Here is a 22799-nt window from a genome sequence, read left to right on the forward strand (position 1 = left end):
CACTTCCAAGGACGCAACCCGCTTCCCGCCGGCTCATCTCCGGCATGCCCACCGGCAAGCTCAAGGCCCGCATCATCTCCATGGCCTGCGAGCACGGGCTGAGCATCGTGGCCGTCGACCCCGCGTACACCTCCATATGGGGCCATGAACACTGGCGCAAGCCCCTCACCGGCAACACTCGCGCCATGACTCGCCATGATGCTGCTTCGGTGGCGATCGGCAGGCGCGCCCTCGGCCATCCGATCCGGCGACGGACGGCACCGCCCCAGCATCACCGGAGTGATGGTGCTGGGTATCGGACCGTCCAGGCCGACCGTGGTACCCGAGGGCGTGAGGAATCCCGCCCACCCGTCACGGACCGTGCACACGATGCACGCCGCCGGGCGGCGACAACGAGAACGCGGGAAACCAGCACATCCAACACCGTTCGGGATGCGCGCAGTTCCAGGACGTGGGTACAAGACCCACTCCTGGACACTGTTTAGGAACGGTATAGCGCCATGATTCCGGACGATCAGTGGTTGCCGGCGAACTCGCCGCTGAGCTTGCCGTGCATCCGGGCACTCCGCTGGTTGAGGCCGACGATCGTGGCCTTCTTGCCGCGTTCGGCGTACTTGGTCTCGATGGCGTCCAGCGCGGCGACCGAGGAAGCGTCCCAGATGTGCGCGTCGGTCAGGTCGATGACGACGTCCTCGGGGTCGTCCTTGTAGTCGAACTGGTGGACGAGGTCGTTGCTGGAGGCGAAGAAGAGCTCACCGGTGACCGCGTAGACAACCTGCGTGCCGTCGGGGTCCAGGACCCCGGAAACCTCGGCGAGGTGAGCGACCCGCTTGGCGAAGATGACCACCGCGGTGATGGAGCCGGCGACGACTCCGACCGCAAGGTTGTGCGTGGCCACGACACACGCCACGGTCACTGCCATGACCGTGGTCTCGCCCAGGGGCATGCGCTTCAGGGTCTTCGGCCGGACGGAATGCCAGTCGAACGTCCCGAAGGAGACCAGGATCATCACCGCGACCAGGGCCGCCATCGGAATGTCGGAAACGACCGGCCCGAAGACGATGCACAGTACCATGAGGAAGGAGCCGGCCAGGAAGGTGGACAGCCGGGTGCGGGCACCGGACGTCTTCACGTTGATCATGGTCTGCCCGATCATCGCGCAGCCGCCCATGCCGCCGAAGAAGCCGGTGACAACATTGGCGATCCCCTGCCCGACGGACTCACGGGTCTTGCTGGAGTGCGTGTCGGTGATGTCGTCCACCAGCTTGGCCGTCATCAGCGACTCCATCAGACCGACCAGCGCGAATGCGAAGGCGTACGGGGCGATGGTGGTCAGCGTGTCCAGCGTGAACGGCACGTCCGGGAGGCCCGGCACCGGCAGCGAGGAGGGCAGGTCGCCCTTGTCGCCGACCGTGGGCACCGCGATGCCCGCACCCACCGTGATGACGGTCAGGATGACGATGGAGACCAGCGGCGCGGGGACGGTCCGGGTGATCCGCGGGAACAGCACCATCAGCGCCAGGCCCCCGAGGATCAGCGGGTACACCGCCCAGGGGACGTTCTGCATCTCGGGCACCTGGGCCAGGAAGATCAGGACGGCAAGGGCGTTGACGAAGCCCACCATCACGCTGCGCGGCACGAACCGCATCAGCTTCGCGACGCCGAGCGCCCCGAGCGCGACCTGCATCAGGCCGCCGAGGATGACGGCGGCGACGAGGTGGCCGAGCCCGTACTCGTGGTTGAGCGGAGCGATGACCAGGGCGATGGCGCCGGTGGCCGCGGAGATCATCGCCTTGCGGCCGCCGACGACGGAGATGACGACGGCCATGGTGAAGGAGGCGAACAACCCGACGCTGGGATCGACCCCGGCGATGATCGAGAACGAGATCGCCTCGGGAATCAGTGCGAGAGCAACCACGAGGCCGGCCAGCACCTCCGTGCGCAAGATCTGCGGCGAGGCGAGCCACTCCGGGCGCGTCAGGCGCGGCTTGGGGACTGCGGACTGCGGTGAGGACATGCAACCGTTTTCCGTTCGGGCGCACACGTCGGCTGGACACATGCGCGTCGTGCTCTGCTCCGGCAGGGTGCGGAACGTGGGGCGGCCCAGCCGCCCCACGGCGGGGGCCTGCCGGTGACGGCGTCTCGTGGTGCCGACTCCAGGAGCCGGGGCAGACTGCCGATCGGGCATCATTGCCCGAAAGCGTGTGGGGGGCGCCGTGGGCCCGGTCCGGATCCGCGGCGACGGTGCGGGCCGGCCCGCACGGCAGACTCTACCCTGACGTTAGGGAAGAAGCTGACGGATCGGATGCGCATCACAGGCCAGGAGGCCTGGATGGCCTGTGATTCGCCGCACTTCGGCGCGTCCCACTCGAAAAAGGGCAGAAATAGAAGGAGAGCACGCGGCGATGGCTGAACGGCAGATGCAGATCGGCGAGGTGGCCGAGCGGACCGGGCTGTCGTTGCGCACGATCCGCCACTACGAGGACGTCGGCCTCGTGATCCCGTCGGCCCGCAGCAAGGGCGGTTTCCGGCTGTACACCGACACCGACGTCGAGCGCCTCATGGTGATCCGCCGGATGAAGCCGCTGGACTTCTCCCTGGAGGAGATGCGGGATTTGCTGGAGATCACCGACCGGCTCTCCGCCACGGACGACCACCCGAGCGCCGCAGAACGCGAGCGTCTCCGCGAGCGACTGGACGCCTATCGCAAGGTGGCCGACGCGCGCTGCGAGACGCTACGCGCCCGGTTGATGGCCGCCGAGGACTTCGCCGCGACGCTGCGGCGCAGATTCGACACGCGCACCTGAGACCTCGTCGACCCGTCCGGTTGCGCCGAGTGCCGGCGCGGCGCAACCGGACGCCGGCAGGCCCCTGCGACCGGCCGCCCGCAGCGCTCGGCGCCGCCCCTCCGGGGTCTGAAAGTAGTGTCGTCCGCCCCTGGGGCGGGGCTTGCGGCGTCGGGTGCGTGCAGCCGCAAGGCGGAGAGTCGGCCTCGTAGTGGGCTACTCGGACGACTCGACAACGCAGCGGATGTGCGTGCCAGGCGCCGCAAGCCAGACGGGACTTTCACACCACGCCGTCGTGGGCCGCGATCAGATGTTCCAGAAGGGCATCCGGAAACGCGCGCTGGAACGAATTGGCCTGCCACCGGTCCGGAAATAGGGCCAGCACGGCCTTGTCCCGGCTTCGCACGAGAGACTCCCCCCTGACGATCCGGGAGCGGTTGAGCGCCTCGCCTCCGGATGCGTCGGTGAGCCGGGCCAGACGGTACGGGAGCGGCTCCAGCCGTACAGGAGCAGCGAATTCACCCTCCATCCGGTGGATCACGACGTCGAACTGCATCGGCCCGACCGCGGCCAGCACCGGCGCCTGTTCCCCGCGCAGATCCGATGCGAGCACCTGGACCACGCCCTCCTCGTCCAGTTGGGCGATGCCCCGGCGGAACTGCTTCGAGCGGCCGATGTCCACCGGACGGACGACGGCAAAGTGCTCGGGGGCGAACGTCGGCATGCCCGGAAACTCGGCGGGACGCTCTGCGTAGAGGGTGTCACCCACCCGCAGGGAGGCGGCGTTCACCAGCCCGACGACATCCCCGGGGTAGGCAGTCTCGACCATGGACCGGTCCTGCCCGAAGACACTGTGCGCGTACTTGGTGGAGAACGGCTTCCCGCTCGCCGCACGGGTCACGGTCATGCCCCGCCGGAAAACCCCCGAGCAGACGCGCAGGAACGCAATCCGGTCGCGGTGCGAGGGATCCATGTTGGCCTGCACCTTGAACACCAGCCCGGAGAACGGCGCGTCCACCGGACGGTCGCCGCCCGTCTCCAGCGGCCTCGCGGCGGGCGGCGGCGCCAGATCCACCACCGCGTCGAGCAGCAGCCGCACCCCGATGTTCGGCATGGCCGCACCGAAGAACACCGGAGTCGACCGCCCGGCCAGGAACGAATCGGCTTCGTGTACGGCAGCGTCGGCCCCGAGCAGTTCCACCTCCTCCACGGCCTGCGACCAGTCCGCGCCTTCCTGATCAGCGGCCTGATCGGCCGTGATCGTCTCCTCCAGCGCCGCGTGTGCTCCGCCGGGAGCCCGTGTGTAGCGGAGCATGCGGTCGGGGTGCCGCACGTCCATCAGCCCGCGAAGATGTCCGGCGATGCCGACGGGCCAGGTGACCGGGGTCGGCTTGAGCCGGAACTCGCGCTCGATCTCGTCGAGCAGTTCCAGTGCGTCACGGCCCGGCCGGTCCCACTTGTTCACGAAGGTGATGACGGGGATACCGCGGTGCCGGCAGACGTCGAAGAGTTTGCGGGTCTGCTCCTCCAGGCCCTTGGCCGCGTCGACGAGCATGATCGCGCAGTCGACCGCCGCCAGGACCCGGTAGGTGTCCTCCGAGAAGTCGGCGTGTCCGGGGGTGTCCAGCAGATTGAGCACGCAGTCGCGGTAGGCGAACTGCAGCACGGCCGAGGTCACCGAGATCCCGCGGGACCTCTCCATCTCCATCCAGTCCGAGGCGACACTGCGCCGCCCTGTCTTGCCGTGCACGGCGCCCGCCTCGGTGATCGCCCGGGCGTGCAGGGCCAGCGCCTCGGTCAGGGTCGACTTGCCCGCATCCGGGTGGCTGATCACTGCAAAGGTTCGCCGGCGGGCAGCCTGCTCGGCGGCCGCCACGTGGACGGCGGGCAGGGTGGTCGTACTCATCGGGAGGTTCCTTCCACTGCCTGGGGCAGGTGGGCGAGGGGGCGGGATGTCCGTGTCCGTGCAGGTGGCGGGCGAATTCCTCCGCGCATGCAGGTTCCTGGCGAAGGTCTCCACAGCGCGTGTCGGTTTCCTGCCAGTGCTCGCGCAGCGTCCCCACCAGTTCCTCGTGGGCCCGATCACCGTCGGGCGCGCCGGGCCCGCCCGAGTCGGGCAGCTTCTCCGACGCTTCCAGCAGCGAGCGCGCGGCCTCCGGGCAGGGGCCGAGGGGCGCATCCGTCGCACCGGCCCCAGGCGGGCGTCCGCCTCAGTGTAGAGGCGCGAACCGCCGCTGCTCCGCCTACTGGGGCCGACGATGCCGACGTCCTCGTAGTGACGGATGGTGCGCAGTGGCGCCCGGTCCGCGCGGCCACCTCGCCGATCTGCACGAGTCCCTGCCCCCATGCCACCACCCCGCGCGTCGGATCCACGTCATGCAAAGCGCGCCGCGCCGTCGTCAAATCTACCCGTCAGGGTAAATTTCCAAGGTCGCAGGCGCCGGGAGACACCTGCGGCCGGCCCGCCCGGGAGCGTCGCTCCTTCCGACGCGACGCCACCGGCCTCTCACGGCCGGGAACGGTGAGCACGGCTGCCTGCTGCGCCGTACGGTCCGCGCCATGCGCACACGGCCGGGGCACCCCGGCGCTGCCCGTGCGCCCCGGCGACCGGGCGGCACCACCGGCGGTCGGTCAGGCTCCGACCAGCGGTGGGCGCGGGGAACTCGTCAAAGGCGCCGCGAGGTCGGTGAGTGCGCGTTCCAGGCCGTGGAGGTGGGCGAGTGCCGGCTCGGTGTCGCACGACCCGGGGGCGGCACCGATCGCCCGGGGTTCGGCGTCCGGCGTGGTCAGGGCCCCGACCGCGGCTTCGACACGCCAGCAGGCGGCGGCCAGCCGCGCATCGTGCGAGGCGTCCGGATCGGCGGCGACGGAGGCCAGACCGTGCACCTCGCGGGCGCAGACGTCGAGCAGTTCGGCCACCCGGCGGGCGCGTGCCTTGCGGGCCCGCAGCGGGCTGAGCGGGTGCAGCAGGGGAGCGAGCGAGAGCCGAACCCTGCCGAGCAGCAGTTCCAGCTCGGCTGTACGCGCAGCCGGGTCGGCGGTCGGGGAGCCCGCGAGGCGCGCAGCGGCCTCGGAGGTGCAGTCGGACACGCAGCGCAGCGCCCGCTGGATCCATGCGTCGGTGGTGGCATGGGTCGTCACCGGCAGCACCACGGCCACGGCGAGGCCGGCGGCGAGGGCTCCGACCGCGGTCTCCTCGATGCGCAGGACGAGCATGCCGGGATGGAGGACCCCGAGCAGGCCGTAGAGGAGTCCGACCATGACGGTCACGAAGAACATCATCCAGCTGTAGGAGAGCGGGGCTGTGTAGAAGATTCCTGCCACACAGACGGCCGTCAGCACCGCGGTGGGTGTCACGGCACCGTGGAGCGGCACGGCGAGCAGGAGGCCTACCGGAATTCCGCCGAGGGTGCCCAGCACGCGGCGGAATCCGCGCACCAGCGTCTCGCCCCGCGACGAGGTGTTGACGAAGATCCACCAGGCCGCTCCCACCGCCCAGTACCAGCGTTCGTGGGAGAGGAGCTGCCCGGCGGCGAGGGCGAGCGTGCAGGCTGCGGTGACCTGGACGGCCTGCCGCGTGGTGGGGGCGGCCAGGCCGCGGCCGGCGGGCAGAGCGGGCGCCGGCGGGACGGGGGTGCGCCGCTCTACGGGCCACAGCACGAAGCGGACCGCCGAGGACGCCACCATGGCCAGCGCCACGGCCAGGGCCAACTCGGGGAGCATGCGGGTGTCGGCGTGGAGGAACTGCGCGGCGAAGAACATCATGAAGGCGAAGATCCCGAGCGCGTGACCGCGTGGTCCCCATCTCCGGGCGTAGCCGCCGCAGAAGACGACACCGAGGAACGCGGCGTCGCGCAGCAGCGGGTCGGCGTGCAGTTCCGCGGCCAGGGCGATGAGGGGCAGCCCCGCCAGGGGGAGCAGGGCCGTGGTGAGCGCCTGCCGGGAGCGGGTGGCATCGGTGACGGTGAAGAGGGCGAGCAGCGCGGCGAGTCCGCCGGTGACGCAGGCCCGCAGGGACAGGCCGGACAGCGACGCGGCGGCGACGGCCAGGCCGATGCCCAGGACCGCACGCCCCGAGACACGCAGGCGCTGCAGCCCCGGGTCCGGTGCCACGAACATCCTCTTCACTCCGGTGGTCCCCCTCCTGGTCGGTCCGTGGGCCGCACGCTCACCGCGCGTCGGCACGACAAAGGCGCTGCGAGGGTCCGGACCGGCGTCGTCGCCGCGTCCGGCGCAGCCCAGCGCAACGCCATCTGCATCCCAGTCAAGCACTTGCTCTGTCAATGGCTCAACTGGACCATTCTCGGGTGTGCCATTGGTACAGTAGGCGGCGTGCTGTTCCATCGCGAGGAGGCCGTTGGCTCATGACTGCTGTGGACGCGCTCGACGCACGCATTCTGACGCTGCTCCTGGAACGGCCGCGGACGAGCGTGCGCGAGTACGCCCGGATCCTCGGGATCGCCCGCGGCACCCTTCAGGCGCGGCTCGACCGGCTCGAACGTGACGGCGTGATCACCGGCTCCGGCCCGCACCTCTCCCCCGCCGCCATGGGCCATCCCGTGCTGGCCTTCGTGCACATCGAGGTGACCCAGGGACACCTCGACGACGTGGGAGACGGGCTGGCCGCCGTCCCGGAGATCATCGAGGCCTTCTCCATCACCGGAGGCGGAGACCTGATGACCCGGGTGGCGGCCCGGGACGCGGGGCACCTGGAGGACGTCGTCCAGACGCTCATCCAACTGCCGGGCGTGGTCCGGACCCGCACCGAGGTCGCCCTGCGCGAACGCGTGCCGTACCGCGTGCTGCCGCTCGTCCGGTCGGTGGGCCGGGCCGCAGCGGCCGGGTGAGCGGCCCGCTTCCGTGCCCCGGGGCCGAGAACGCTCTGCGGCAGGGCCTCCTGCCTCCGAACAGCAAAGGCCTGCGACGTGACGGGGCGCCGGCATTCTCCGCAGAGACCGCCCATCGCCGTGGCCGTTCGGCGATGCCCTGCGGGACAGGGCGCCCCGATCTGCCGGCGACGGCGTCCGGGGCGCGAAACGGGAAAGCTATACCCGTGAAGTGATCACCTATTCCTGTGTTGTTGTTCACCGCACGCAACAACACGTCATCCGGACATCGGGGACACGCGGTGGCGCAGTGCTCGTCTAGGGTCCCGCCCCATGAGCAACGCCGGAACCTTCCCCTCCGCAAACAACGCCGACCGGCGACCGGTTCGCGTCCTGCGCCACGTCTGGATACCGCTGGCCGACGGCACCCGGCTCGCCGCACGCGTGTGGCTCCCGGCCGACGCGGAGGAACCGGTCCCGGCCGTTCTCGAGTACATCCCCTACCGCAAGAACGACGGGACCGCTGCGCGCGACGTGACGCTGCACCCGCGCTTCGCCCAGGCCGGCTACGCATCGGTGCGCGTCGACTGCCGAGGCAGCGGTGACTCCGACGGTGTGATGCTCGACGAGTACCACCCCACCGAACTCGCCGACGCACTCGAAGTCCTGGACTGGATCGAGAAGCAGCACTGGTCGGACGGACAGGTGTCGATCATCGGCAAGTCCTGGGGCGGCTTCAACGGTCTCCAGATCGCGGCCCTCCGGCCGCGTCAGCTGCGCAGCATCGTCACGGTCTGCTCCACCGACGACCGGTACGCGGACGACGTGCACTACGCCGGCGGCTCCCTGCTCGCCTCCGAGATGCTCCCCTGGGCGTCGACGATGCTCGCTTACAACGCCCGCCCCCAGGACCCCGCTGTCCTCGGCGACGGCTGGCGGCAGGAGTGGCTCGACCGCCTGGAGCGCACCCCCGCCTACGTCGAGGAGTGGCTGTCCCACCAACGGCGCGACGCCTACTGGGAGCACGGCTCGGTCTGTGAGGACTACGCCGCGATCAACGTGCCCGTCTTCGCCGTCGGCGGCTGGCTCGACCAGTACCGCGGCTCCGTGTTCCGCCTGCTGGAGCACCTGCGGGTGCCGGTGAAGGGCCTGATCGGCCCTTGGGCCCACAACTACCCGCACCAGGGTGAGCCCGGTCCCGCGATGGACTTCCAGGGCGAGTGCGTCCGCTGGTTCGACCACTGGATGAGGGGGGCCGACAACGGCGTGGCCGATGACCCCGCGCTGCGGGCCTGGATACCGGACCCCTCCCCGGTCGGATCCGACCGCGAGATCTCGCCCGGCCGGTGGGTGTCCGAGCCCGATTGGCCTGCACCGGGGATCGAGCCGCTGCAGCTCCTGCTCGCCGACGGGACGCAGGCGGCAGCTGCCGTCCTGCGCTCGCCCCTGGCGGTCGGCGCGTCCGCCGGCGACTTCCTCAAGTTCGGCGACATACCCGGGCAGTACGGGGACCAGGCCGCCGACGACGGCCGGTCGCACACCGTCACCTGGGCTGCGATCCCCGAACGGCTGGAGATCCTCGGCGCACCGGAGGTCGCCCTCCGGATCACCAGCGACCGTCCGCAGGCCCAGCTCGCCGTCCGGCTCTGCGAGGTCGCCCCCGACGGCACCTCCCGCCTCGTCACCACGGGACTGCTCAACCTCACCCATCGCGACGGTCACGCAGAACCCTGCGCGCTGGAGCCGGGCCGCCCCTACGAGGTGACCGTGCCGCTGTTCGCCATCGGCCACGCCTTCGCCCCCGGCAGCCGGATCCGGATATCGGTGTCCGCGTCCCTGTGGCCGTGGGCCTGGCCGTCGCCCGAGCGTGTGGCCGTGGAACTCGCCCCCGGGTTCGGCACACTGACGCTTCCGGTGCGCAGGCCGCGACCGGCCGAGGAGGCGGCGCTGCGGCCGTACGAACCACCACGCGACGGGCCGCCGCACAGTATCGACACCACGCCCGTCCCCGGTTCCCGGGAGGTGACCTGGGATCCCGTGGCGGGCGAGCAGACCGTCGTCTCCACCTCCGCCGACGGCACCGTGACCGACCGGGCCGACGGGCTGACCCGTACCGGCCGGGCCGTCAACCGGTTCCGGCTGGTGGAGGACGACCCGGGGTCGGCCGTGGTCGAGTGCGATCGCGAGGAGACCGTGGGCCGGGGCGACTGGAGGACACGGGTCGTCACGTACTCCCGCATGACGGCCGACGTCCGCGACTTCTGCGTGGTGAACCGACTCACCGCGCACGAAGGATCCGGCGCCGGGGAGCGCGAGGTCTTCACGCGAACCTGGTCGTTCACCGTCCCCCGGGACCAGGTGTGAGGGGCGCCGGCCGCGCGGCGGCCCCCGCGTTCCGTGCCCCGGCCCCGTTCGTGGCCGGCCCCGCCGGGGAACGGCGACGGCCGAGGGCCGTGATGTCGGCTCTGCTGGCATTCGTCTGTCTCGCCGTCCTCACCGGCTGCACCGGCGGCTCCGCGAACGCCGGCGGACGGCCCACGGTCGTCATCGGGGCCAAGCAGTTCACCGAGCAGTGGATCATCGGCGAGTTGTACGAGCAGGCCCTGTCGGATGCCGGCTACGACGTCGAGCTGAAGTCCAACATCGGCAGCACCAACATCATCGACGGCGCCCTCACCTCCCGGCAGATCGACCTGTATCCCGAGTACACCGGAGTCGTCCTGCAGGTCCTGGCCGGGGACGACACCCTGCCGCCCTCGGCCGCCGACACCTTCCGGAAGGCCAAGGAGTTCCAGAAGACGCGCGGCCTGACGATGCTGGACCCGACGCCGTTCCAGAACCGCAACGCCGTCGGCGTGAAGCCCGAATTCGCGAAGAAGTACGGGCTGAAGACCATCGGCGACCTGAAGAAGGCCGGGCACGTCGTGTTCGGCGAGTACCCGGACAACCTCGAGGGCCCGCTCGGCTACCACCACATGGTCAAGACGTACGGACTCGACGACACCGAGGTGAAGAGCCTCAACATCGGGCTTCAGTACCCGGCCCTCGACAACGGGCAGGTGGACGCGGCCGACGTGTTCACCACCGACCCGCAACTGGCTCGCGGCGACTACACGATCCTCGAGGACACCAAGGGCATCTACGGCTTCCAGAACGTGGCCCCGGTGGTGCACCGGGATGTCCTGAAGGAGCAGGGCCCCGGCTTCGAGAAGGTGCTGAACCGGGTGAACGGGCTCCTGACCGACCAGGCCGTCCGGGAGATGAACCGCGCCGTCGACGTCGTACGGCTGCCCCCGTCCGAGGTCGCCGAGACCTTCCTGCGCGCCAATGGCCTGATCCGATGACGCGCGTCCCGTACCGAGCCGGCCGCCCGGCCCGCATCCCCGCGAGCACCGCCGCCCCCAGCCCGTTCCAGGAGAGACACCCCCGATGAGCCAGGACCCCAGCACTGCACCTGTCGGAGCACAGGAGATCGTCTTCGACCGGGTCGTGAAGGCCTACCCCGGCGCCGCCGCCCCCGCGGTCGACGACCTGTCACTGACCGTTCCCGCCGGCGAGATCTGCGTGCTGCTCGGCCCGTCCGGCAGCGGCAAGACCACCGCCCTGATGATGGTGAACCGGCTCGCCGAGCCCACCGGGGGCGACATCCGCATCGGCGGGCGTTCGGTCCGCGACATGGACCCGATCGAGCTGCGCCGCTCCATCGGCTACGTCATCCAGAGCGCGGGCCTGTTCCCGCACCAGACGATCGCCGACAACGTGGCCACCGTGCCCCGGGTGCTCGGCTGGGCGAAGAAGAGGACCCGGGAGCGCGTCGCCGAGCTGCTGGACCTCGTCGGACTGCCCGTGAACGAGTTCGGCGGACGCTACCCGGCCCAGCTGTCCGGCGGCCAGCGTCAGCGGGTGGGCATTGCCCGCGCACTCGCCGCCGATCCCCCGGTCATGCTGATGGACGAGCCGTTCGGAGCACTCGATCCGATCACCCGGGAGCACGTCCAGGACGAGTTCCTGGCCCTGCACGACCGCATCCGCAAGACCGTCGTCTTCGTCAGCCACGACATCGACGAGGCAGTGAAGATGGGCGATCGCATCGCGGTCCTGCGCGAAGGCGGCCGGCTCGCCCAGTACGACGAGCCGAGGACCCTTCTGAAGGAGCCCGCCGACGCGTTCGTTGCCCGATTCGTCGGTGCGGACCGCGGGCTGAAGCGGCTGTCCCTGCTCCGGCTCTCCGACCTCGAACCCGCGGCCGCCGGCGAGGACTCCGCGGGACTCCCCGAGCTGCCCGCCGAAGCCACCCTGAGGGCGGCGCTCTCCCTCATGGTGGCCCAGGGCACCGACCGTGTCCGTGTGCGCGGCGCCGACGACACCCGGCTCGGAACCGTCTCGCTGGACGCCGTGCGGAAGGCCGGTGCCGCGTGAGTGATCAGCCCGTTCTCCCCGACTACGGCGACCCGAGCCCGTGCGTGGCAGACAACGCGTCCTTCTGCACGGACTGGTTCACGGCGCACTGGTCGACCCTCTTCTGGCCCGCTCTCGCCGAACACGTCGAACTGACCGTCCTCGCGGTGGGCTTCGGCTTCGTACTGGCGCTCGCGGCCGCCGTCCTCGCGCACTTCCAGGGCTGGTTCACGGCACCGGCGTCCTTCGTGGCGTCGTTCCTCTACACGGTGCCCCCGCTGGCCCTGTTCCAGCTGCTCGTCCCCGTCACCGGATTCTCCGTCCTGACGGTGGAGATCGCGCTCGTCGCCTACAGCCTGTATCTGCTCTTCACGACGGTTCTCACCGGCCTGCGGGAGGTTCCGCAGGACGCGGTCCGGGCGGCTACGGGCATGGGCCTCACCCGGCGCCAGATCCTCTTCCGGGTCGAACTGCCGCTGGCCGTCCCGTCGCTGGTCTCCGCACTGCGGATCACGACGGTCATGACCATCGGCACCGTGGCCATCGCGGCCTACGTCATCGACGCCGGCCTCGGATCTCTCATCCTGAAGGCGCTGCAGTCACCCTTCAACACCCTGTTCATCGGATCCGGAGCGCTGGCGGTCGCGCTGGCGCTGACCGCGGACGGACTGCTGCTGCTCGCGGGCCGGCTGCTCACACCCTGGGCACGCAGCAGGAGGAACGCCTGATGGACACCTTCATCCGATCGTTCGCCTTCATGCAGGAACGGTTTCCGCTGCTGCTGGAGAAGACCGGGCAGCACGTGTGGATGTGCGCCGTCGTGATCGCCGTCTCGGTGCTTCTCTCGGTCCCCGCCGGCCTGGTCCTGGGACATCTGCATCGTGGTGAGTTCCTCACCACCAGCATCTCGAACATCGGCCGCGCCCTGCCGAGTCTTGCGGTCATCGCCATCGGGCTGGGTTTCATCGGCCTCAACTTCACCAACATCGCGGTGGCCCTGCTCATCACAGCCGTTCCCCCGATCCTGAGTCAGACGTACCTGGCGATCGACCAGGTCGATCCGGACACGGTCCGGGCGGCCCGCGGCATGGGACTCACCCCGGCGCAGGTGCTCCTCCGGGTGGAGTTGCCGCTGGCGCTTCCGGTCCTCTTCTCGGGCGTCCGGATCGCGGTGATCTACGTCATCTCCGCCGCGACACTGGCCACGGTGGCCGGCGGCGGCGGGCTCGGCGACATCGTGCTGGGCCAGGCCACGTACGGAATCGAGGGCGTGGTCGCCGCCGCCCTCTGGGTGGCCGCACTGGCCCTGGTCTCGGACGGACTGATCTGGGGGCTGCAGCGGCTGCTGGCGCCGAAGGGTCTGCGCGTCTCCGGGGTGGGCCGAGGAGCCGGGTGACGGCTGGGGCCGCTCGTCGAATGCGCCGTGGTGCCGCCCCGCAGCCGTCTCGAAGGCGTCGGGCACGGCGAACGGGGCGGCCTCCGGCCGGGACATGCGCAGGCACCTCCGGCAGCACCCGGCCCGGGTCACCTCGGACAACACGGCTCCCGACGTCGTTCCTGCGGGCACGAGGCCGCAGGAACGGACCACCGGGCTGTCAGGTCACCTGGGTCCCGGCGGCAGAACGGGCCTTCTGCTTGATCTTCCTGGCAGCGTTGTGCAGCCCCAGGCGTACCGAGGTCGCCGAGAGCAGGGCGACGAACGCCACGAGGATGAAGACGGACAGCCACATCTGCCTGCTGCCGGGCCGATGCCACACTTCGAGCACCAGGCCGAGCGTCCACAGGACGATACCGCCGAGGTAGACGGTGCGGACCCTGCGCAACTGCCGCACGGCCCAGGGGGCGAGGGGACGGAGAGTCTTCTTCACTGCCATGTGCGACACCTACCCTCGTCTCGCCGAGCCAGACAGGATCGGGGCGTTCCCCCTCGGTTCCTCGCCCGGACAGCGCAGGAAGCGGCACCGGGCAGGGCCTGCGCGCCACCGCTTTCTGCGATCAGTACGGGCAACACCGGCGAATGGCGCGAAATCGCGCCTATGGCATGCAACCGTCTGCTCTGCCGGTAAGTCCTCTCAATGACGCGGAAAGAGCGTCGACAGAACACCGGAGGGGAAACATGAACATTTCTCGCAGGCTCACGGCCGGCGCGGCGGTTCTCGCCACGACCGCGGCACTGGCCGCGTTCTCCGCACCGCAGGCAGGTGCCGCAACCGCGGCGGCGACGTACAACGGTGAATGCGGTTCCGGCTACACGGTGGTCAACTCCGCGCCGATCGGCTCACAGGGCACCGTGTTCCTCACCTACAAGTCGGCCAACGGGTACAACTGCGTGGTCACCAAGAAGAACAACACGTCCACGCGGACCGACATGTTCGCCTACCTCTACGTGCCGGAGTCCGGCGAGGGCAACAGCGACTGGGGTTCCTACTACTCCTACGCGGGCCCGGTGTACGCCTACGGCAAGGGCATGTGCATCGACTGGGGCGGCGGCATCACCAACCAGGAGACCTGGACGTTCGGGTCCAACTGCGGCTCCCTGAAGGAGCACCGGGTCACCAAGGGCTGGTGAGGACGGTCCGACGGACCCCGTTCGGTCCACGCCTCCGGGCCCTGCGGGCCGCCGCGCCTTCGCGCCCGCAGGGCTCCGTGCCGTTCAGGACCGCATGCGCGCCAGTTCTTCCGCGGTGACGAACGAGGTGCGCGTACCTGCTGTCGCGCAGGCGTACGCCCCGACCGCGGACCCCGCCCTCGCGCACGAGGCCCAGTTCTCCCCGGCCAGATGGGCGTACAGGAACCCGGCGACGTAGCTGTCTCCCGCGCCATTGGTGTCGACGACCCGGCCGCCCGGCACGGCCGCAACGGGCACGTGGACGACCGGCCGGTCCGGCAGAACGAGGTAGCTGCCCTCTCCGCCCGCGGTGGCGATCACCACACGGGCCCTGCCCTTGGCGAGGATGCCCAACGCCGTTTCCTCCACCCGGTCCCCGAGCGCCGCGGTCGAGACGAAGACCAGGTCGGCTCCATGGGCGAAGTCCCGGTGGTAGTCGTTCCGGCCGTCCCAGTCGTGCAGGTCGGTCGAGGTGGACATGCCCGCCTCGACGGCTTCGGCCAGTGCATGCCGGGCCCAGTTCATGATCGATACGTGGACGTGCCGGGTGCGGCCGAACACAGGACGGTACAGATCCGGGTCGACCGACATGTCTAAGGGGTGCCGCCCGTCGTAGAACGAAGGCCGCCGGCCGCGGTCATCGACCAGGTTCACACTGCGCCGGGTGCCGCTGGGATGCGTGCGGTGGTCGAAGGAGAGTCCCGCTTCGGCATAGGCGGCGAGCACCCTGTCGCCCTCCGGGTCGGCACCGATCACATCGGCGAAGTGGGTGCGCAGACCCAGCCTGTGGCAGCCGAGGGCGACTCCGTTCCCGGTGTGGGCGACGTACGACTCGATCGGGGGGACCCCGACCGAATCGCACAGGGCGAACGGCAGTTCCGGCACCCGCACCACGGTGTCGATCCCTGCCCCGCCGACAACGAACACATCGAATTCGGCCACGGTTCTCCTCACGCTCGGGACCGCCCCCGCACATGTCCCTGCGGACGGTATCCGTGAGCGCCCGGAAGTAGTCCGCGCGGAGCGGCATAGTGGGGCGCTTCCATGAGCGTCCCATGGGACGGCCGACAAACCGACAGAGCGAAGGTGACGATGGATGCCGACAGCGAGAACGACTTCCGGGAGTTCGTGGATCACCGGTCGCCGGCACTGCTGAGGACGGCGATGCTGCTCAGCGGCGGCGACCGGCACGCGGCCGAGGACCTGCTCCAGAGCGCGCTGATGAAGGTCGCCGGGCGCTGGCATCGCGTCGAGGACCCCGAGGCCTACGTGCGGCAGGTGCTCTACCGCCAGCAGATCGGCATCTGGCGTGTGCGGGGGCGAAGACGCGAACTGACTGTCGCCTCCCCGCCCGAGGGCCGGTCGGCCGACGGGGCCGGCGCCGCGGAGCTACGGGTTCTGATGCGTCAGGCGCTGGGCCGGCTCACGCAACGCCAGCGCACGGTGCTGGCGCTGCGGTATTTCGAGGATCTGCCGGAAGGGGAGGTGGCGCGGCTCCTCGGGTGCTCCGTCGGCACCGTGCGCAGTACGACGCACCGGTCCCTGGCCAAACTGCGCCGGGTAGCGCCGGAGCTGTTCACCACGGAGGCCGACCACTCCGGGCCGTGCCATGAGCTGTCGTCTGTGGAGGTGCAGCGGTGAACGTCCAAGAACTGGTGCGTGACACGTTTCAGGACTGGTCGCAGGAGGAGGTGCGGCCCTCCCCCGATCTCGCCGACCGGGTGCTGCGGGCTCGGCGCCGTCGCAGGGCGCGCGGCTTCGCCGCTGTGGCGGCGGCCCTCGTCGCTGTCGTCGTCACGGCGGCAGCGCTGCCGGCACTGACCGGCCGAACCGACCGGGTTCGGCCCGCCTCCTTCGCGGAGACCGTGCTGGCTCACCCCGACCAGTCGCCGCCCCGTGAGCTGATCGCCGCGGGCGACATCGCCGTCTCGGCATTCTCCGGTACCAAGTGGGTCGAGCAGTCCAACGGGGACAAAGTGCTGACCCGGGCCTGGCAGGTGCACAACCCCGCCACCGGGCGCTACGAGCGGACCGAATGGGCCTGGCTCGACGTGGCGCCCGGGTTGGAGACCGCGGCCGTCCTGGAGGGTGAGTTGCCCGCCCGGCGCATCGGGCTGCTCGACACGTCGACGGGGAAGGTGGACCGCTGGATCGAGGTCGACCGCGGCTTGGCTTCCGTGGAGTGGTCGCCGGACGGCAAGCGGCTGCTTGCCACCACGTACAGCAAGAACCCGGACCGCTTCTCGCACGATAAGCCGATGAACGTCAACGGTAAGGAAGAGCCCGGGCCGGTGCAGAGCAGAACGGGCTTCTACGTCCTCGACGTGGCCTCCGGGAACGCGGAGTGGACCGAGCGGCCGTTCGATCGGGACAGGAGCGGATTCCCGGGCAACGCCCGCGAGGATTTCGCATGGAGCCACGACGGTTCGCTGGTCTGGGCGCCGAGCATGTACGCACCGGGACGGATCTTCTATGACCTCGACGGCAGGAGGATGCCCGCCCCGAAGGCCGAGAAGCACGTGGGCTACCCCGAGGCCGGGCTGTCTCCTGACGGCCGCCGCGTCGCGGGCGACTTCGCAGGAGCGGACGACGGCATCAACTCGTGGGTGCTGGACGCGGCCACCGGTCGCAGGGTCGAAGTCGTTCCCGGCCAGCAGCTGCTTGCCTGGGCGGACGACAGCCACCTGATCGCGTGGGGCTGCGACCCCAAGAGGTGCTCCGGCAGGGGAGAGTTCCGCAACCAGTTGCTGGTCGTCTCCCTCACGAGCAAGAAGGTGATCCCGCTCTCCGGCTTTCGGAAGGCCGCTGCCGACGGCGAGGGCCGGTGGACGCCCGTCTTCAGCCGGAAGTGAGGACGGTTCGACGGGTCCGGGCGGCTGCGCGTGCAGCCGCCCGGACGTCCTCGCCACAGATCCGGCTGGTACCGGATGGAGGCATGAGTCGGCCGGTGGCCGAACCTGTCGTCCGCCGCATGCACGGATTGCGCACATCGACGGTTCCGGGCGGGAATCCGGCCCGAACCGTCGCCGGCCGAACCAGACGGTGGGAAGCCCCACTGTGCTCCGGGTCGGTGGGTGCGGTGATGCGCATCGGCACGGGCGGCTCCGTCCATGAGTGCGGGGTGGGCCGGAGACCCCGACCACCGCGGACTCCCCTGCCTCGAACGCCATTCCTCCGTGCCCGACCGTGAGGCCGGACCGGCGAAACCGGTCGGCCCTGCCACAGCGGTGCGCCGCAGCGCGGCAGCACGGCCGCGGAGCGCGGCGCAACCGTCGGGGCGCGCCACGAGTCTTCCAGTGCAGGAGGATCCGACCGCAGGGGGACAGATCATGCGTGCGACGCTCAATGGCACCACCGGGCTCGGGGTGCTGGCCGCCACCACCGCGCTGACCGTGGCAGCCGTCGGAACGGCGACGGCCCGGTCGGAGGCCGCTCCGGCACCGGCCTTCCTGGCCACGGGCGAACTGCCACCGGACCCGGCTTCGGACTGGAACGCGGGCGAGGTGACCGCGGGCCTCCCGGAGGTGCCCGTGTTCTGCCTCGAGGACGCCCTGCCCGAGCGGCGCGCCTCCCACCGGCAGTTCTGGACCGACCTCGACACCAACGCCGTGCAGGTCACCGTCGTGACCCGGAGCGACAGCGCGGCACGCCGGCTGGCCGCCATGGCGGAGTCGTCGGTCCGCAACTGCGCCCGCGACTGGGAGCAGCAGGTCCCCGGAGGCACCGCGGAGTGGCGGGACTTCGGGACGATGTCCGTGGAGGAGGGCGCGCACGTCTACGGTGTCGGGATCTCCAACCCGGAGACCGCGGACGACGTCCACCTCTTCGGCGTGGGCCGGGACGGACACACGGTCACCGTCGTCCGCTGGGGCCGAATGGGGACGTTCGAGCAGGCCGATCCCGCGGCTTTCCGGGCCACCACGCGCACGGCTGTGGACAAGCTGTACGACTGACCTGACGGACCGTGCGCCGGGCCGGACGCTGTTGCTGAGAACGCCGACCCGGTTCGTACCGTGGCAGGTTGCTGCTCGGTTCGGTCATGCCGACACGGTGCCGGGGGCGGCCCGGAGGGCTCGGTGACTCCCCGGGACGCGGGGAGCTTCGTGCCGTCCCGGCCGAGCCTCTCCCTGCGGGACCGGGGACACGTCATGGCTCACACGCAGTGCCACGTCCGGATCGCTCGCTGCTCCGGCAGCAGTCGTCCGTCGCCAACGGCGGGCAGGCACTGCCCGTGGCTGCTGCGCACCCTGGCCCCGGGGGCCGCGGCGGCGGACGGCACCCGACCGCCGTCCGGCCGGTGCCGCAGGCGGTGTTTACGCGGTGGCGTTCCACCGCTACGGTGCAGCAGGTTCCCGGTTTCCACGTCCGGGATCCGTTCACCGGCTGCAGGCGCGTGCCGCCGGCTCCCACCCCTCGTGAAGGAGCCGCCGTGCGTCCGTTCCGTCCCGCCCGGGCCAGAGCCCGGCTCGTGCCGTTCCTGCTCGCCGCGGTACTGGGCGCCCTCCTGGCCGTACCGGGGCTCCCGCCGCTTCCGACCGCCGCCGCAGCCGCCGCGCCGGGAGATCTCGGCGCCCGCTACTCCGACGACGGCACCGGCATCACGTTCCGCGTGCACTCCTCGGCCGCCACCCGCATCGCCCTGTACGTCTACAGCACCGCGTCCGGCAGCCAGGAAAAGGCGAGTTACCTGCTGACGAAGGACACCTCGACCGGTGTCTGGTCGGCCACGGTCACGGTCCAGGAGCTCCAGCAGAAGGGCGTCACCGGAACCGTCTACTACGGCTACCGGGCCTGGGGCCCCAACTGGCCTTGGGATCCGGCCTGGACGAAGGGCTCGTCGGCCGGATTCCTCTCGGACGTCGACAGCACCGGCAACCGTTTCAACCCGAACAAGCTGCTGAGCGATCCCTATGCACGGGAGCTCAGCCACGATCCGCTCACCCCGTCGCAGACTGCGGGGGACGTCTACGGCACCGGCCCGCAGTACCGGACCCGGGACAGCGGAGCGGTCGCCCCCAAGGGCATCGTCCTGCCCGACGGCACCGCGTCCACCGGCACCAAGCCCACCCGTGCACTCAAGGACGACGTGGTCTACGAGGTCCACGTGAAGGGTCTGACCGCGAACGACCCGGGCATCCCCGCCTCCGCCCGGGGCACCTACCGGGGAGCCGCGCTCAAGGCCGCCGATCTGGCCGCCCTCGGGGTCACCGCCGTCGAGTTCCTGCCGGTCCAGGAGACGCAGAACGACACCAACGACGTGGATCCCACCAGCACCTCCGGGGACAACTACTGGGGCTACTCGACCCTCGACTACTTCGCTCCCGACCGGCGTTACTCCTCGGACCGGAGTCCCGGCGGGCCCACACGCGAGTTCCAGGCCATGGTGAAGGCCTACCACGACGCGGGCATCAAGGTGTTCACGGACGTCGTCTACAACCACACCGGCGAGGGAGGCCCCTGGAACGCAAACGACAAGAACACCTACAGTCTGCTGTCACTGCGCGGCCTGGACAACCCGACGTACTACTCACTGACGTCCGACCGGCAGAGCCCCTGGGACAACACGGGTGTCGGCGGGAACGTGAACACCTACAACCCGGTCACCCGGAGCCTCATCACCGACTCCCTGGCGTACTGGAAGGGAACCCTCGGGGTCGACGGTTTCCGCTTCGACCTGGCCCCGGTCCTGGGCAACACCTGCCAGCACGGCTGCTTCCAGTACAGCAGGACCGATCCCGCCACGGCGCTCAACAGCATCACCGCGAGGATGCCCGCGCGTCCGGCCGGGGGCGGCAGCGGTACCGACTGGATCGCCGAACCCTGGGCCCTGGGCAGCGGGACGTATCAGGTGGGCAACTTCCCCGCCGGCTGGTCGGAATGGAACGACCAGTTCCGTGACACGGTCCGTCGCGACCAGAACAAACTGGGCGTGGAGAACGTCACGCCGGGGCAGTTGGCCAACCGGTTCGCCGGCTCCTCCGACCTCTACGAGGACGACGGCCGCGCGCCGTTCAATTCCGTCAACTTCGTAGTCGCCCACGACGGTTTCACCCTCGCCGACCTCTACTCCTGCAACAGCAAGAACAACGGCCAGGCCTGGCCGTACGGGCCCTCCGACGGAGGATCCGACAACAACCTCTCGTGGGATCAGGGCGGCAGTGCCGCCAACCGACGGCAGGCGGCCCGCAACGGGTTCGCCCTGCTCATGCTGTCGGCCGGGACGCCCATGATGACCGGTGGTGACGAGTACCTGCGATCCCTGAAGTGCAACAACAATCCCTACAACCTGGACTCGCCGGCCAACTGGCTGAGCACGTCCTGGAGTGGCGACCAGGCCACGTTCCGCACCTTCGCCCAGCGTCTGATCGCCTTCCGCAAGGCGCACCCGTCCCTGCGCCCGGCGGGCTTCTACAAGGCCTCCGACACCAACGGCAACGGCCTCGCACAGGTGAGCTGGTTCACCGCCGGAGGCGGGGCCCCCGACGACGCCTACTGGACGAGCGCCTCGGAGCACGCCCTCGGCTGGCGCCTCGACGGCAGCGAGTTCGGGGACTCGGCGAGCGCGCTGTACGTCGGCTACAACGGCTGGTCGGGAGATGTCGACTTCACGCTCCCCTCGCCCGGGACGGGCAAGCAGTGGTACCGCGTCACCGACACCGCCGCCTGGGCCGAGGGAACCGGGCAGGTCGCAACTCCCGGGAACGAGGCCCTCATCGGTGGCACGGGCACGGTCTACCGGCTGCACGGCCGCTCCGCGCTCGTACTGATCGCCAAGTAGGCCCTCGGCGGCGAGCCCCCGGGCGGCGAGGACACCGTCCAGGGGCCTGCTGCCGGGTGGACGCGGCCGGAAACCACCGTGATCGCCGCGTGGTGGCCCGATGGCCCGGTGTGCCCCGGCGCGTCCCGCGGAGGTCAGCCGCCGAGGCCGGCCATGACCTCGCGCGCCGCCCGGGTCCCCGAGGCGAGCGCACCCTGCACCGATCCCGTCGCCCGATGGTCGCCGCACACATACCGGCCCGGTGCGAAACGGGTCGTCCGGCTCAGCGGCCACGGGGGCGTCATCGCCGGCAGCGCGCCCTCCACCGTGTACGTACCGATCAGCTCCCAGGAACCGGTGCCGGTTCCGTAGGCGTCACCGAGGTGACCGCGCACCTCCCCCTCACGCCCCGGCGCGTCCGGCCCCAGCACGGATGTGGAGACCAGCGACCGGTTCACCGGCGCGTACGAGGGCGCCACCTGGCTCGGCACACAGCTGTTGAGGAAGCGTCTGCGGCTGTCGACGAGCAGGGTGGGTTCGCCCAGCGGCGGGCCGTCGGTCGCGTGGTAATAGGTGGTGACGGTGCGGGGGGCCGGCACCGTCAGCCCGGGCAGGAGGTTCGCCGCCGTGCGCTGGTCCGTTGCCACGACGACGGCACGGGCGGTGCGCTCGCCGCCGTCCTCGAGAACCGCGGTTCCGTCGTCGACGGCGCGCACCGGGCTCTCCAGCGAGACCGTTCCGGGTGGCAGCCCGGCAGCGAGTTGCGCGGGGACGGCGCCGATTCCGTCCGCCGGAAGACACAGGGTGCCACGGGCCATGCTGCGCCACACCAGGTGGAAGAACCGCGCGGAGGTCTCGAGTTCGTCCTCCAGGAACACCCCCGACAGGAACGGACGCAACAGGGCGTCGATCGCGGCCTCGGAAACACCGGCGGCCGCCAGGTCGGTCCTGGTCGTCCGGTCCGGCCGCCTCTTGAGGGCGGCCACCGGCCCCAGCATGTCGCGTGCGGTGAGGAGTCCGAGTGCCGCCGCGTCACGGCCGGTCAGGAGCCGGCCCGGCAGGAGGCCGGCAGCGGCGCCCGGACGCCGGGTGGGGTCGGCGACCAGCAGGCGACGGCCCTCCCGATGCAGCAGGATTCCCGGGGTGAAGGGCCGCAGCCGCAGGTCCCGTAGCGAGAGCCGTCTTTTCACCTGCGGGTAGGCGGTGTTGAAAACCTGGAAGCCCCGGTCGAGGAGGAAGCCCTTCCGGCGGTCGGTCCGCATCCTTCCGCCCACGCCGTCCGAGGCTTCGAGAACGTTCACCCGCAGCCCGGCCCGGGTCAGGTCCAGGGCACAGGCGAGCCCGGCAAGCCCGGCGCCGACCACCAGTACGTCGCAACTCCCGGGCGTTCCCCGCATGATTCGCTCCCGTGTGTGGCGTAGGCC

18 protein-coding genes and 2 pseudogenes are annotated in these 22799 nt (G+C 70.6%); 13 read left to right on the forward strand and 7 right to left on the reverse strand.

Features of this window, described 5'->3' with window-relative positions; genetic code table 11:
* Positions 1–485: pseudogene (locus tag M1E25_RS25925) on the forward strand (transposase family protein); the annotation flags it as partial.
* Between the two features lie 29 nt (positions 486–514).
* Here M1E25_RS25925 and M1E25_RS19600 read toward each other — a convergent pair.
* The gene (locus tag M1E25_RS19600) at positions 515–2017 is read right to left on the reverse strand and encodes a SulP family inorganic anion transporter (protein ID WP_251417440.1); all 1503 of its coding nucleotides are present in this window, start codon (positions 2015–2017) and stop codon (positions 515–517) included.
* Positions 2018–2405: 388 nt separating this feature from the next.
* On the opposite strand from M1E25_RS19600, the gene M1E25_RS19605 reads away from it, so the two are divergent.
* The gene (locus tag M1E25_RS19605; protein WP_251417442.1) at positions 2406–2807 is read left to right on the forward strand and encodes a MerR family transcriptional regulator; all 402 of its coding nucleotides are present in this window, start codon (positions 2406–2408) and stop codon (positions 2805–2807) included.
* A 259-nt stretch (positions 2808–3066) separates the two neighbouring features.
* On the opposite strand, the gene M1E25_RS19610 is transcribed toward M1E25_RS19605, so the two are convergent.
* From M1E25_RS19610 to M1E25_RS19615, 3 genes and pseudogenes are all read right to left on the reverse strand, one after another.
* Entirely contained in the window at positions 3067–4692 is a 1626-nt protein-coding gene (locus tag M1E25_RS19610; protein ID WP_251417444.1) for a peptide chain release factor 3, read from the reverse strand.
* A 336-nt stretch (positions 4693–5028) separates the two neighbouring features.
* Positions 5029–5133: pseudogene (locus M1E25_RS25930) on the reverse strand (hypothetical protein); the annotation flags it as partial.
* A gap of 284 nt (positions 5134–5417) precedes the next feature.
* Positions 5418–6905 carry an FUSC family protein gene (locus M1E25_RS19615; protein ID WP_251417446.1) on the reverse strand — a complete coding sequence of 496 codons (1488 nt, stop codon included), beginning with the start codon at positions 6903–6905 and terminating at the stop codon, positions 5418–5420.
* Between the two features lie 245 nt (positions 6906–7150).
* Between M1E25_RS19615 and M1E25_RS19620 the strand changes: the two genes are divergently transcribed.
* From M1E25_RS19620 to M1E25_RS19645, 6 genes are all read left to right on the forward strand, one after another.
* Positions 7151–7633 (forward strand): Lrp/AsnC family transcriptional regulator, encoded by a 483-nt coding sequence (locus M1E25_RS19620; protein ID WP_251417448.1) that lies wholly within the window; start codon positions 7151–7153, stop codon positions 7631–7633.
* Between the two features lie 312 nt (positions 7634–7945).
* Entirely contained in the window at positions 7946–9976 is a 2031-nt protein-coding gene (locus M1E25_RS19625) for a CocE/NonD family hydrolase (RefSeq protein WP_251417450.1), read from the forward strand.
* Between the two features lie 92 nt (positions 9977–10068).
* Entirely contained in the window at positions 10069–10956 is an 888-nt protein-coding gene (locus tag M1E25_RS19630) for an ABC transporter substrate-binding protein (RefSeq protein WP_251417452.1), read from the forward strand.
* A gap of 85 nt (positions 10957–11041) precedes the next feature.
* Positions 11042–12031, forward strand: a complete 990-nt coding sequence (locus M1E25_RS19635) for an ABC transporter ATP-binding protein (RefSeq protein ID WP_251417454.1) — start codon at positions 11042–11044, stop codon at positions 12029–12031.
* Positions 12028–12738, forward strand: a complete 711-nt coding sequence (locus M1E25_RS19640; RefSeq protein WP_251417456.1) for an ABC transporter permease — start codon at positions 12028–12030, stop codon at positions 12736–12738. The genes M1E25_RS19635 and M1E25_RS19640 overlap by 4 nt, the downstream gene beginning before the upstream one ends.
* Entirely contained in the window at positions 12738–13406 is a 669-nt protein-coding gene (locus M1E25_RS19645; protein ID WP_251417458.1) for an ABC transporter permease, read from the forward strand. The genes M1E25_RS19640 and M1E25_RS19645 overlap by 1 nt, the downstream gene beginning before the upstream one ends.
* A gap of 199 nt (positions 13407–13605) precedes the next feature.
* Here M1E25_RS19645 and M1E25_RS19650 read toward each other — a convergent pair whose 3' ends face one another.
* Positions 13606–13884, reverse strand: a complete 279-nt coding sequence (locus M1E25_RS19650; RefSeq protein ID WP_251417461.1) for a hypothetical protein — start codon at positions 13882–13884, stop codon at positions 13606–13608.
* Between the two features lie 242 nt (positions 13885–14126).
* Between M1E25_RS19650 and M1E25_RS19655 the strand changes: the two genes are divergently transcribed.
* Positions 14127–14579, forward strand: a complete 453-nt coding sequence (locus tag M1E25_RS19655) for a spore-associated protein A (RefSeq protein WP_251417463.1) — start codon at positions 14127–14129, stop codon at positions 14577–14579.
* 84 nt (positions 14580–14663) lie between these two features.
* On the opposite strand, the gene M1E25_RS19660 is transcribed toward M1E25_RS19655, so the two are convergent.
* Entirely contained in the window at positions 14664–15560 is an 897-nt protein-coding gene (locus M1E25_RS19660) for a carbohydrate kinase family protein (protein ID WP_251417465.1), read from the reverse strand.
* Positions 15561–15710: 150 nt separating this feature from the next.
* Here M1E25_RS19660 and M1E25_RS19665 point away from each other — a divergent pair, with 150 nt between their 5' ends.
* From M1E25_RS19665 to M1E25_RS19680, 4 genes are all read left to right on the forward strand, one after another.
* A complete protein-coding gene (locus M1E25_RS19665) occupies positions 15711–16259 on the forward strand; it encodes a SigE family RNA polymerase sigma factor (protein ID WP_251417468.1) in 549 nt (182 codons plus the stop codon).
* A complete protein-coding gene (locus M1E25_RS19670; protein WP_251417470.1) occupies positions 16256–17470 on the forward strand; it encodes a TolB family protein in 1215 nt (404 codons plus the stop codon). Before M1E25_RS19665 ends, M1E25_RS19670 begins: the two co-directional genes overlap by 4 nt.
* A gap of 477 nt (positions 17471–17947) precedes the next feature.
* Entirely contained in the window at positions 17948–18571 is a 624-nt protein-coding gene (locus M1E25_RS19675; RefSeq protein ID WP_251417472.1) for a hypothetical protein, read from the forward strand.
* 476 nt (positions 18572–19047) lie between these two features.
* A complete protein-coding gene (locus M1E25_RS19680; RefSeq protein WP_251417475.1) occupies positions 19048–21396 on the forward strand; it encodes a glycogen debranching protein in 2349 nt (782 codons plus the stop codon).
* 134 nt (positions 21397–21530) lie between these two features.
* Here the strand turns inward: M1E25_RS19680 and M1E25_RS19685 are convergent, their stop codons facing one another.
* Entirely contained in the window at positions 21531–22772 is a 1242-nt protein-coding gene (locus tag M1E25_RS19685) for an NAD(P)/FAD-dependent oxidoreductase (protein WP_251417477.1), read from the reverse strand.
* Positions 22773–22799 lie beyond the last annotated feature (27 nt).

It is taken from the genome of Streptomyces meridianus (genome assembly GCF_023703325.1).
Taxonomy (GTDB): domain Bacteria; phylum Actinomycetota; class Actinomycetes; order Streptomycetales; family Streptomycetaceae; genus Streptomyces; species Streptomyces meridianus.

Bases quoted from the DNA above. Each gene is read 5' to 3' on its own strand.
- M1E25_RS19600 (WP_251417440.1), bottom strand. From the start codon at position 2,017: ATGTCCTCACCGCAGTCCGCAGTCCCCAAGCCGCGCCTGACGCGCCCG.
- M1E25_RS19605 (WP_251417442.1), top strand. From the start codon at position 2,406: ATGGCTGAACGGCAGATGCAGATCGGCGAGGTGGCCGAGCGGACCGGG.
- M1E25_RS19610 (WP_251417444.1), bottom strand. From the start codon at position 4,692: ATGAGTACGACCACCCTGCCCGCCGTCCACGTGGCGGCCGCCGAGCAG.
- M1E25_RS19615 (WP_251417446.1), bottom strand. From the start codon at position 6,905: ATGTTCGTGGCACCGGACCCGGGGCTGCAGCGCCTGCGTGTCTCGGGG.
- M1E25_RS19620 (WP_251417448.1), top strand. From the start codon at position 7,151: ATGACTGCTGTGGACGCGCTCGACGCACGCATTCTGACGCTGCTCCTG.
- M1E25_RS19625 (WP_251417450.1), top strand. From the start codon at position 7,946: ATGAGCAACGCCGGAACCTTCCCCTCCGCAAACAACGCCGACCGGCGA.
- M1E25_RS19630 (WP_251417452.1), top strand. From the start codon at position 10,069: ATGTCGGCTCTGCTGGCATTCGTCTGTCTCGCCGTCCTCACCGGCTGC.
- M1E25_RS19635 (WP_251417454.1), top strand. From the start codon at position 11,042: ATGAGCCAGGACCCCAGCACTGCACCTGTCGGAGCACAGGAGATCGTC.
- M1E25_RS19645 (WP_251417458.1), top strand. From the start codon at position 12,738: ATGGACACCTTCATCCGATCGTTCGCCTTCATGCAGGAACGGTTTCCG.
- M1E25_RS19650 (WP_251417461.1), bottom strand. From the start codon at position 13,884: ATGGCAGTGAAGAAGACTCTCCGTCCCCTCGCCCCCTGGGCCGTGCGG.
- M1E25_RS19655 (WP_251417463.1), top strand. From the start codon at position 14,127: ATGAACATTTCTCGCAGGCTCACGGCCGGCGCGGCGGTTCTCGCCACG.
- M1E25_RS19665 (WP_251417468.1), top strand. From the start codon at position 15,711: ATGGATGCCGACAGCGAGAACGACTTCCGGGAGTTCGTGGATCACCGG.
- M1E25_RS19675 (WP_251417472.1), top strand. From the start codon at position 17,948: ATGCGTGCGACGCTCAATGGCACCACCGGGCTCGGGGTGCTGGCCGCC.
- M1E25_RS19685 (WP_251417477.1), bottom strand. From the start codon at position 22,772: ATGCGGGGAACGCCCGGGAGTTGCGACGTACTGGTGGTCGGCGCCGGG.